The sequence below is a fragment of the Xanthomonas sp. BRIP62418 genome (genome assembly GCF_003993495.1).
In the GTDB taxonomy this organism is placed as follows: Bacteria; Pseudomonadota; Gammaproteobacteria; order Xanthomonadales; family Xanthomonadaceae; genus Xanthomonas; species Xanthomonas euroxanthea.
Window position 1 is genome coordinate 52125 of the sequence record NZ_QEZG01000023.1, and the last position, 10013, is coordinate 62137.

A 10013-nucleotide genomic window follows, 5' to 3' on the forward strand; every position below is an offset into this window, starting at 1 on the left:
TGCGCGCTAGCCGACCAGCACGCTGGCCAACTGGCGCGGTTGGCGTTCGGCAGCGCCGGCAAGCGGCGCGGTGCGGTGCTGCCGTTCGCTGGCGATCAAGGCGGACCAGCGCGCTTCCAGCGTCTGCGAGGCCTGTGCAAACGCATCGGCGCCCAGCGTGGCACGCGCCTGCTGCAGGTCGACCTGGGTGTGCAGCAGGTCGCGCACGCTGCGGTAGAACTCCGAGTCGTAGGCGCCATGGAACATCATCGCCAGGTCGTCGCTGTCCTGCCAATGGGTCTTGCCGCCCAGCTGGTTCTTCACTTCCTCGTAGAACTTGGTGCCGGGCAGGGGATAGGACACGCTGACGCCGATGATGTCCGGGTTGGCCTGCGTCACCAGTGCGCGCGTGGCCAGGATGTCTTCGAGTTCTTCGCCCAGGTAGCCGAGTTGAATGAAGAAGCCCACACGGATGCCGTGCGCGCCCAGGCGCTGGCGTGCGGCGATCACCTCGCCAACCTCGGTGCCCTTGGTCATCCTGTCCAGGATGCGCTGGCTGCCGCTCTCGGCACCCAGCCAGGCCTCGGCGCAGCCGGCGCGCGCAAGCGCAGCGGCCATGCGCTCGCTGGCCAGGTCGGCACGGGTCTGGATGGTGAACGGGATCGCGCCATCGGCCTCGCTCAGGCGCTGCGCAAAGGTTTCCACCCAATCGATATGGAAGCCGAAGATGTCATCGGCCATCCACAGGTGATCGGGCTGGAAGCTGCGCTTGAGATGGATCATTTCGGCAGCCACGTCGTCCGCAGCGCGGCGCGTGTAGTGATTGCCCCAGATCGGTTTGGCGCACCAGTTGCAGCGAAACGGGCAACCGCGCGAGGCGGCCATGTTCAGGCTGAAATAGCCGTGCCGCTGCTGCCAGAAACGCCGATAGCGCGGCATGTCGACCAGGTCCCAGGCTGGCAGGCCGCTCAGGCGCGCGTCCGGTGGTTGCGCGCCGGGATGCACGCGCGTGGCGGCAGGTTGCGCGGTGGCGATCCGTGCCACACCGGCCAGCCAGGCGTCGCGGTCGATGTCCGGATCGGCTTCCAGCCGTTCCATCAGCGTAAGCAGCGGTGCGATCCCTTCGCCGACCAGCACCGCATGCGCGCCGGCGTCCAGGAATACGTCCGGGTTGTCGGACGCATCGGAGCCGGCGACCAGCACGCGGCAACCGGCGGCACGTGCCTGCGCAATCATGCGGCAGGCGGCCTCGCGCATCCGGCTCAGGCACATCTTGGTGAGGAAGTTGAAGTTGTCTTCGTAGAACACCACCACATCCGGCTGCGCCTGGTGCAAGGCGCCGTCATACTCCTGCACGTCCTCGGCCAGCATCGCGTCGAACAGACTCAGGGCATGCCCACGCTCACGCAGCAGCGCCGCGACCTGCAGCGTCGCCAGCGGTGGATAGGGTTTGCCGCGCTCCCATTGCTTGGGGTCGTAACGCAGGAAATACGAATGACTGACCTGGATCTTTAGCATCTGCACAAGGCTCTCGTTCTGTCGCCAGGTGGACGCAGCGGTGGCGTGCGCAGACACCGGCATTCGGCTCGGCAGTAGGTGCGGATGCAGGCCGCTTTGGTTGTGCGGATGCGCGCCCGGTTGCCGGCTTGCGTCGGGTATGCGTGTCGATGCCGGCCAGGCAACCTTTCCGTTGCCGTTCGGCACATACCGGCTGATCGATGCAATGGATGAAACGGCATGCCGCAGTCGGCTGCGTTGGCGCAACTCCTGCCGGTGGGCGATGACACACGTTCCGGCACGCCGGATGCGACGGCAGCAGATCCCTTTGGCGAACATCGGCCGCGTCGGCATGGCGTGCGCCGGCAGATCCTCGGCGCGCTGTTTCACTTCGAAAGCGACAGCGAGGCGCTGCTGGCGTTGGTGGACCACGCCTACGCGGGCCTGCCCGCGCATCGCTTGCCGGGTGCGCCGGAGTTCCATGTCACGCTGGATCTGGTGGCGCGCGGGCACGCGCCACCCGGCGCAGAACCGCCGCCGGTGCGCACCCATGCCAGCGGCGGCCTGCTGTGTGGCGTCATGGATGCCTGCAATTACCTGATGCTGTCGGTGCCCGCGCGCCGGGCCATGCTGGTGGTCTCCGACGACATGCTCGGCCACGCCTATCACGTGCGGTATGAGCTGATCGAATTTTCCGTGTTCCTGCTGGCCGCGCGCGGCATGGGCCTGGTGCCCCTGCATGGCGCATGCGTGGGCCGGCACGGACGCAGCGTGCTGTTGCTCGGTGCCAGCGGCGCCGGCAAATCGACCCTGGCGCTGCACAGCCTGTTGCATGGCCTGGACTTCATCGCCGAAGACGGCGTGTTCGTGGCGCCGGAGAGCCTGCTCACCACTGGCGTGGCCAACTTTCTGCACCTGCGCGCCGGCGCGCTGGGCCTGGTCGACGCGCAGACCCGCGCCTGGATCAGCGCCTCGCCGACCATCCGGCGCCGCAGCGGCGTGGAAAAGTTCGAAATCGATATTCGCCACGGCCGCGCGCAGCTGGCGCACGCGCCCCTGCCGTTGTCTGCGGTGGTGATGCTGTCGGCGACGCCGGCGAGCGATCCCGCGCAGTTGCTGCTGGCGATGCCGGCCGAACGCATCGCCAATTGCCTGACAGGCGATCAGCCGTATGCGGCCGGTCAACCGGGCTGGCCGCGCTTTGTCGAGCAGGTGCAGCGCATCGGCATGTTCACGTTGCGCCGCGGTTTGCATCCGCAGGCCTCGCTGCACGCGCTGCTGCAGGTGTTGCGGTGAGCGCATGCGCGCGGCCGCCGCGCGCATGCGTCTGCAGGGTCAACGCCATGCGGCATGCCGCATGCCACCGTGCGCCCCACACGTGACTGAGATACGCGCCGCCGCAGAGCGCAGGCCCATGCGCGCGATGTGGCGCGATTTCGTCGGCACGCTGGTGCCGGCGGACGTGCCGACCATCGCGCTCTACGTTGGCGTATCGCTGCTTGCCGCACTGGCCGGCAGCTTCGTCGCGGTCAGCCTGGTGCCGCTGGTGCAGCCCGGGCACGCCGTCCGCCTGGCCGGCTACGCGCTCGCCTCACCGCAGGGCCTGGCGATGCAGGTGGCGCTGTTCGTAGCTGTGAGCCTGGTGTTTGCCGCACTGCGTTGGCATGGCGCAGGGCTGGCCGCGCGGCTGACCAGCCGCTACGCGATCGGGCTGCGCCAGCGCGTACATGCCACCTTGATCGATGCGCCGCTGCCTGCGCTGTCCGGCGCCAGCTCGGCGGAAATCGCCAATGTGCTGACCTACAACATCGAAATCGCCACCCAGGGCTTCGGTGCGGCATTGCAGCTGCTGGTGGCCGGCATGACCGCCCTGGTGAGCCTCTGCATCGCGGTCATGATCGCGCCTGCATTGCTGCTGGCGGCGCCGTTGCTGCTGGGGCTGGCGTGGCTGGGCCTGCGCATCTCCAGCAGCGACAAACAGGCGCGCATCAGCCGCGATTATGTGGCCGACATGACGCAGCTGTTCTGGTTGAGCGAAGACTTCCCGCGTCGCCTGCGGCATGTGCGCTCGTTCCAGCGCGAAGCGCTGGAAACGCGCCATTATGAACGCATTTCCGCACGGCTGGGGCAGGGCTATGCGCAGCAGCAGGCGCTGGTGGCAGGCAGCCGGCTGCTGCTGGAAGCCACCGCGGTGGCGGCAATCGCCGCCATCCTGGTGCTGGCCAACCTCTGGCAGGGCGCGGACCGCGCTGCGCTGATCACCGTCAGCCTGCTGCTCGGGCGCCTGCTGCCGTATCTGGTCAGCACCCGCCAGAGCGTGCAGCAACTGCGCTCGGCCTGGCCGGCGTTGCAGTTGTGGCGGCGCTATGTGGCGCTGGGCGCGCCGCGCGCGCGCACGGCGGCCGCGCCGGCAGCACCGCTGCCGGCAGCTGTGCATCTGGAACACATCGGCCTGGCGCCGCCATTGCCCAAACTCGATCTCGCGCCGATGCTGCTGCTGCCCGGCGAACTGACCCTGGTGGTCGGGCCCTCCGGCGTCGGCAAGAGCAGCCTGATGGACGTGCTCTCGGGTCAGACTGCGCCGGCGCAGTTCACCGCGCACATGGGCGGGCGCCGGCTGGATTTTGCCGCGTATCGCGCCCTGGTGCGGCATGGCGCCTACCTCGGCCAGGGGGTGCGGCCGTGGCAGCGCACGGTCCGCGCGTGCCTGGACTGGGCCTTGCCCGGCGCCCCCGATGCGCGCATGTGGGAGGTGCTGGGCGACGTCGGCCTGAGCGCGCGTCTGCGGCGCGACGGGCAAGGCCTGGACAGCCCGATCAACGGCCAGGACGGGCGGCTGTCCGGCGGCGAGTCGCAGCGCCTGCTGCTGGCCCAGGTGCTGTTGCGCCAGCCGGCCCTGGCGGTATTGGACGAGGCCACCAGCGCACTGGATGCAGAGGCCGAACAGCAGCTGTTGTGCATGCTGCGGCAACGCCTGCCGCAGACCGTGCTGGTGGTGGTCTCGCATCGCACCAGCCTGGCGGCGGTGGCCGATCGCACGGTGGCCCTGAGCGTTGCGCCTGCCGCGCAGCCCGCCGTCCACGGTGATGCGCTTGCAAGCTCAGGCGCGTAATACCACCTGGCTGGGTTGGGTCGGCACCACGCTCAACCGGCAATCTCTTCCAGCGCACGGTTGCGCGTGCGGGGGCCGAACAGCGCGATCACGCCGGCCACGATCGACATGCTGACCACGATGAAGGCCAGTACGCCATGGCTGCCGACCTGGGCGAGCAGCCAGCCGATCAGCACGCTGCTTACCGCCGTGGAAAGGCGGCTGAAGGAATAGCAAAAGCCCACTGCCCGCGCGCGCAGCCCGGTGGGGAACAGCTCGGCCTGGTAGCCGTGATAGGCAAAGCTCATCCAGGCATTGCAGAACGCAATCATCGCCCCGCACACCACCATGCCGATTGCCTGGTGCTGCTGCGAAAACAGCACGCCAAACAGCACCGCGCCCAGCGCCGATGCGGTGATCTGCCACTTGTTTTCCCAGCGTTGCGCAAAGCGCAGCAACAGCAGCGGCGCCAGCGGGTAGGCCAGCGAAATGGCGAAGGAATAGCCCAGGCTCTTGGTCACGCCGGTGCCTTGCGCCGAGATCAGGGCCGGCAGCCAGTTGCCGAAGCCGAAAAAGCCGATCGCCTGAAAGATGTGGAATACCACCAGCATGCCGATGCGCCCGCGATGGGGCGCCCGCCATAGCGCCGCGGTCTGCACGCCGCCGGCCGGCGAGGGGACAGGCAACTGCGGTACAGCCAGGGGCGCGCCCAGATCGCGCGCGCAGCGCGCTTCGAGCTGGCTCAGCACCGCATCGGCGTCGGCATGGCGTCCCTGCGCTGCCAGCCAGCGCGCCGATTCCGGCAAACGGCTGCGCAGCCACCAGATCGCCAGCGCAAACACCCCGCTCAGCAACACCACCCAGCGCCATCCGCTCACCCCCAGCGGTGCATGCGGCACCAGCAGCCAGGCGGTCAGCGCCACTGCAGGCACCGCCAGAAACTGCACGAAGAATGCAAACGCGAACGCGGCGCTGCGCATATGCCGCGGCACCAGCTCGGACAGGTAGGTGTCGATGGTGACCAGCTCGATGCCCAGGCCGATCCCGACCACCAGGCGCAGCACGATGACGCCGGTGGCGGTGTCCTGCAGGCCCATTGCCACGGTCGCGGCGGTGTACCAGACCAGGGCGAAGGTGAACACCGGCCGGCGCCCGAAGCGGTCGGCGAACGGGCTCAACAGGGCAGCGCCGATAAACAGCCCCAGAAACGTCGCCGCCGCAAACGCAGCCTGGTCGGACATGCCGAATGCGCCATCGGCGCCGCTGGCAAAGATGCCGTCGCGGATCAGCCCGGGGCTGATGTAGGCGGTCTGGAACAGGTCGTACAACTCGAAAAAACCGCCCAGCGCGAGCAGGCCGACCAGCCGCCACAGCGTGGAGCTGGCCGGCAGCCGGTCGATCCGCGCGGCGATGTGCAGGGTGTCCGAAGCGGGGTCAAGCGGAGCGATCGAAGCCATCGTCATGCAGGCGCTGCCAGTGCGGTGACCATCATAGCCAGCAACGGTGTCATCCGACGCCCGTGCTTCGTGGCCTGGCAACTGCATTCGCAGGCGAGCCAACGCGCGCAACACACCAACAGCCATCGCGCGTAGCCGTAAGCCCCTCCCTCCGGGGCGAATGCTTGCGCGCCGCTGCGCGCGTGCAGTGCAGTGCCGGTGCAACGAAGCGCGGGCCTGGGCACGGAGCGGGGAATGGCCAGTTGCAGATCCTCCCGTTGTTCGACCACTGGAATGCTGTAATCCCCCCAGCGCCACCTGGGCAGGTGGCAAAGCCGCCTGCCCAGCCCCATCTCTTGCACATCATTCATTCCCCGGAGTCATCCGATGACGCCCATTTCCGTGCTCGACCTGGCGCCGGTCTGCGAAGGCAGCGACACCACCCATGCCTTCGCCAACATGCTCGATCTGGCCCAGCACGCCGAGCGCTGGGGCTACCAGCGTTACTGGCTGGCCGAGCACCACAACATGCCGGGCATCGCCAGCGCCGCCACCGCGGTGCTGATCGGCCACGTGGCCGGCGGCACCAAGACCATCCGCGTCGGTGCCGGCGGCATCATGCTGCCCAACCATGCGCCGCTGCAGGTGGCCGAACAGTTCGGCACGCTGGCCTCGCTGTATCCGCAGCGCATCGACCTGGGCCTGGGCCGCGCGCCCGGCACCGACCAGCCGACCGCGCGCGCCCTGCGTCGCTATTTCGACAGCGCCGACCATTTTCCGCAGGACGTGGCCGAGCTGTTGCGCTACTTCGCGCCTGCCGTGCCGGGGCAACTGGTGCAGGCAGTGCCGGGCGCCGGGCTCGACGTGCCGGTATGGCTGCTGGGCTCCAGCCTGTTCAGTGCGCGGCTGGCCGCAGCGATGGGCCTGTCGTTCGCGTTTGCTTCGCACTTCGCGCCCGATGCGATGGACGAGGCGGTGGCGATCTACCGCCGCGAGTTCCGCCCGTCCGCGCAGTTGGCCAAGCCGCACGTGATGCTGGCCTTGAACGTGGTGGCCGCGGAGACCGAAGCGCAGGCACGCCGCCTGTTCACCACCCAGCAGCAGAGTTTCGTCAACCTGCGCCGCGGCAAGCCGGGCAAGATTCCCGCGCCGATCGACGACATCGACAGCTTCTGGCAGCCGCACGAACGTGCCGGCGTGGAGAGGGCGCTGGCCTGCACGGTGCTGGGCGATGCCGAGCAGATCGCGCGGGGCGTGGCCGAGTTCATCGAGCGCCATACGCCGGACGAGCTGCTGTTCACCGCCAACATCTACGACCATGCCGCGCGCCTGCGTTCGTTCGAAATCGCCGCCATGGCCTGCCGCGAGCTGGACGTGACTCCTGCGTGATTCACGTCGCTTTGCGCGGCGATCCGCTCAGATGCATGCACCTCCATTGGGAAGACCAGCATGCAATTTCAGGAACGCAGCGAGAGCATCAAGCAGTTGGCGGAATTGATCCGCGGCGTGGACATCGCGATGTTCACGACCGTGTCGGCCGACGGCAAGCTGGTGAGCCGGCCGTTGGGCACGCAGGAAGTCGAATTCGATGGCGACCTGTGGTTCGCCACCGCCGCCGACAGCCCGAAGGTGGCCGAAATCGCTGCCGATCCGCGCGTCAACGTGGCCTATGCCTCGGCCTCGAAGAACAGCTACGTGTCGGTCGCCGGCACCGCGCGCGTGGTCGATGACCGCGCCAAGATCGATGAACTATGGTCGCCGGCAATGAAGGTGTTTTTCCCCGGCGGCAAGGATGACCCCAATCTGCGCCTGATCCACGTGCGTGCCGAATCGGCCGAGTACTGGGACGGCCCGAGCGGGCTGCTGGGCAAGGCGCTGTACTTCGTGATGACGGCAGTCACCGACGACACGGGCAGCCTGTCCGACAACCGTGTGGTGGATCTGAAGTAACGGCGACGATCAGGGGCCGATCGTCTCGCGCATCAGCGCCAGGCGGCCGGCCACCAATCGCGCACCAGATCCAGCAGCTGGTCGGACGTGACCCCGAACACCGCCACCGAAATCAGCGCAGCGGCCCAGCCCACCAGCAGCAGCGCGCCGTCGCGCTCGAGCAGGGCCAGCGCGAACAGCAGCAGGATCAGCCCGAAGAGGTAGTTGGTGAACGGGATCGGCAACGTCAGCAGGACGCCGACCAGCACCAGCAGCACGCCGGTGAACATCTGCGCCGGAATCCGGTCCAGCATGCCGTGCAGGCGTGGCTTGAGCAGCCGGTCCAGGCGTTGCAGCGTCGGCGCAAGCCGCGCGACGAAACGCTGGCTGGTGCTGCGGCGCGGCCCGCGCTCGCCGATGAAACGCGGCACCCACGGCTTGCGCAGGCAGCACAGCATCTGCAGCCCGATCAGCACCGTCAGCGGGCCGCTGATGCCGCCGGCCACGCCGGGAATGGGAATGAACGAGGGCAGGATCGCCAGGAACAGAAACACGCCGAACGCGCTCTGCTGCAGGTCGGCCAGGATCTCGCGTACCCGCAACACCTGCGCCGGATCGCCCTCGCTGAAGGCCGCCAGCAGGCTGCGGATGCCTTCGTTGCGATAGCGCATCTGCTCGCCGTCGGCCGCATCCGGCGGCGGCACGCCGTTATCCGACGATGTCATCGCTGCCCTCGTCGCCGACACGGCTCAGCAGCAGCTTGTCCACGCGCGCGCCATCCAGATCGACGATCTCGATGCGCCAACCGGCCCAATCGAAGAATTCGCCCGCCTGCGGAATGCGCCCGAAGTAGTAGATGCACAGGCCGGCGAGCGTGTGATAGTCGCCTTCGTCGGCTTCCGGCAGTTCGGCGCCCAGCACTTCGCGCAGTTCCTCCACCGGCAGCGACCCGTCGATCAGCAGCGAGCCGTCGGCGCGCGTGACCACCAGCGCATCCTCGTCGGTGTTTTCCACCGCCTGCAGACGGCCGACCACCGCACCCATCAGGTCGCTGATGGTCACCAGTCCACGGATCTCGCCGTATTCGTCCACCACCAGCGCCATCGACTGCTGTTCTTCGCGAAAGATCTCCAGCAGCTTCATCGCATGTGTGGACTCGGACACGAACAAGGTATCGCGCAGCGCCTGGAAAAGATTCTCGCCGTGCCCACCCATGCGCGTGACCAGCGACTTGACCTCCAGCACGCCGGCGATGTCCTGGTCGCTGCCGCGGTAGACCGGGTAGCGCGAGAATTCGTGCTCGCGCATCACCTGCAGATTGCGTTCCGGCTCGGCGTTGGCATCCAGCCAGGCGATGCGGTTGCGCGGGGTCATCAGGCTGTCGGCGGTGCGGTCGCCCAGCCGCATCACGCGATTCATCATGTCGCGCTCGTGCGCATCGATCACGCCGGCCTCGTGGCTTTCGGCCACCAGCATGCGGATCTCCTCTTCGGTCACCGATGCAGATTCGTCCTTGCCCATGCCGAGCATGCGCAGCACCAGCCGGGTCGAGCGCGCCAGCACCCACACGCCGGGCGCGGCGATTTTCGCCAGCCAGGCCATCGGCACCGCAACCACCCCGGCGATGTCCTCGGAGTTGCGCAGCGCCAGCCGCTTGGGCACCAGTTCGCCGAAGATCAGCGTCAGGAAGGTGATCAGCGCCACCGCCAGCGTGCTGCCGATCACCACCGAATACGGGCGCGGCTTGCCGACCAGCTCGAACGAGGCCGACAGTGCCGGGAACAGCCCCTGCAGCCAGCTGCTGATGGCCTCGCCGATCGCCTCGCCACCGAACACGCCGGTCAGGATGCCGATCAGGGTGATGCCGATCTGCACCGTGGACAGGAAGTTTTCCGGGCTTTCGGCCAGTGCCAGGGCGCGCGCAGCGCGCTTGCTGGAGCCGGCCATCTGCTTCAGCCGGCTCTTGCGCGAGGTCATCAGGGACATTTCCGACATCGCGAAGAAGCCGTTCAACAGGATCAGCGCGATGACGATCAGAAACTCAACCACGGGCGTCTTCCCCGGTCAGTGAAGGGGATAGC

The 10013-nt window shown here is 68.0% G+C and carries 8 protein-coding genes; 4 read left to right on the forward strand and 4 right to left on the reverse strand.

The window, feature by feature from the left end:
- Positions 1 to 6: 6 nt before the first annotated feature.
- Complete coding sequence (locus tag EO174_RS02510; RefSeq protein WP_126942047.1) at positions 7 to 1560, reverse strand: radical SAM protein; 1554 nt, start codon at positions 1558 to 1560, stop codon at positions 7 to 9.
- Positions 1561 to 1716: 156 nt separating this feature from the next.
- Here EO174_RS02510 and EO174_RS02515 point away from each other — a divergent pair, with 156 nt between their 5' ends.
- Both EO174_RS02515 and EO174_RS02520 read left to right on the forward strand, forming a co-directional pair.
- Positions 1717 to 2772 carry a serine kinase gene (locus EO174_RS02515; protein WP_126942049.1) on the forward strand — a complete coding sequence of 352 codons (1056 nt, stop codon included), beginning with the start codon at positions 1717 to 1719 and terminating at the stop codon, positions 2770 to 2772.
- Between the two features lie 118 nt (positions 2773 to 2890).
- On the forward strand, positions 2891 to 4588 hold the full coding sequence (locus tag EO174_RS02520; RefSeq protein WP_164740052.1) for an ABC transporter ATP-binding protein: 1698 nt from the start codon (positions 2891 to 2893) through the stop codon (positions 4586 to 4588).
- A 32-nt stretch (positions 4589 to 4620) separates the two neighbouring features.
- On the opposite strand, the gene EO174_RS02525 is transcribed toward EO174_RS02520, so the two are convergent.
- On the reverse strand, positions 4621 to 6030 hold the full coding sequence (locus tag EO174_RS02525; RefSeq protein ID WP_126942051.1) for an MFS transporter: 1410 nt from the start codon (positions 6028 to 6030) through the stop codon (positions 4621 to 4623).
- 360 nt (positions 6031 to 6390) lie between these two features.
- Here EO174_RS02525 and EO174_RS02530 point away from each other — a divergent pair, with 360 nt between their 5' ends.
- Both EO174_RS02530 and EO174_RS02535 read left to right on the forward strand, forming a co-directional pair.
- Positions 6391 to 7392, forward strand: a complete 1002-nt coding sequence (locus EO174_RS02530) for an LLM class flavin-dependent oxidoreductase (RefSeq protein ID WP_104582876.1) — start codon at positions 6391 to 6393, stop codon at positions 7390 to 7392.
- Positions 7393 to 7452: 60 nt separating this feature from the next.
- Positions 7453 to 7953, forward strand: coding sequence for a pyridoxamine 5'-phosphate oxidase family protein (locus EO174_RS02535; protein WP_126942053.1), 501 nt, complete (start codon positions 7453 to 7455; stop codon positions 7951 to 7953).
- Between the two features lie 32 nt (positions 7954 to 7985).
- On the opposite strand, the gene EO174_RS02540 is transcribed toward EO174_RS02535, so the two are convergent.
- The gene (locus EO174_RS02540) at positions 7986 to 8657 is read right to left on the reverse strand and encodes an exopolysaccharide biosynthesis protein (RefSeq protein ID WP_164740053.1); all 672 of its coding nucleotides are present in this window, start codon (positions 8655 to 8657) and stop codon (positions 7986 to 7988) included.
- Complete coding sequence (locus EO174_RS02545) at positions 8641 to 9981, reverse strand: hemolysin family protein (RefSeq protein WP_104582877.1); 1341 nt, start codon at positions 9979 to 9981, stop codon at positions 8641 to 8643. Before EO174_RS02545 ends, EO174_RS02540 begins: the two co-directional genes overlap by 17 nt.
- Positions 9982 to 10013 lie beyond the last annotated feature (32 nt).

Bases quoted from the DNA above. Each gene is read 5' to 3' on its own strand.
- EO174_RS02510 (WP_126942047.1), bottom strand. From the start codon at position 1,560: ATGCCGGTGTCTGCGCACGCCACCGCTGCGTCCACCTGGCGACAGAAC.
- EO174_RS02515 (WP_126942049.1), top strand. From the start codon at position 1,717: ATGCCGCAGTCGGCTGCGTTGGCGCAACTCCTGCCGGTGGGCGATGAC.
- EO174_RS02520 (WP_164740052.1), top strand. From the start codon at position 2,891: ATGCGCGCGATGTGGCGCGATTTCGTCGGCACGCTGGTGCCGGCGGAC.
- EO174_RS02525 (WP_126942051.1), bottom strand. From the start codon at position 6,030: ATGACGATGGCTTCGATCGCTCCGCTTGACCCCGCTTCGGACACCCTG.
- EO174_RS02530 (WP_104582876.1), top strand. From the start codon at position 6,391: ATGACGCCCATTTCCGTGCTCGACCTGGCGCCGGTCTGCGAAGGCAGC.
- EO174_RS02535 (WP_126942053.1), top strand. From the start codon at position 7,453: ATGCAATTTCAGGAACGCAGCGAGAGCATCAAGCAGTTGGCGGAATTG.
- EO174_RS02540 (WP_164740053.1), bottom strand. From the start codon at position 8,657: ATGACATCGTCGGATAACGGCGTGCCGCCGCCGGATGCGGCCGACGGC.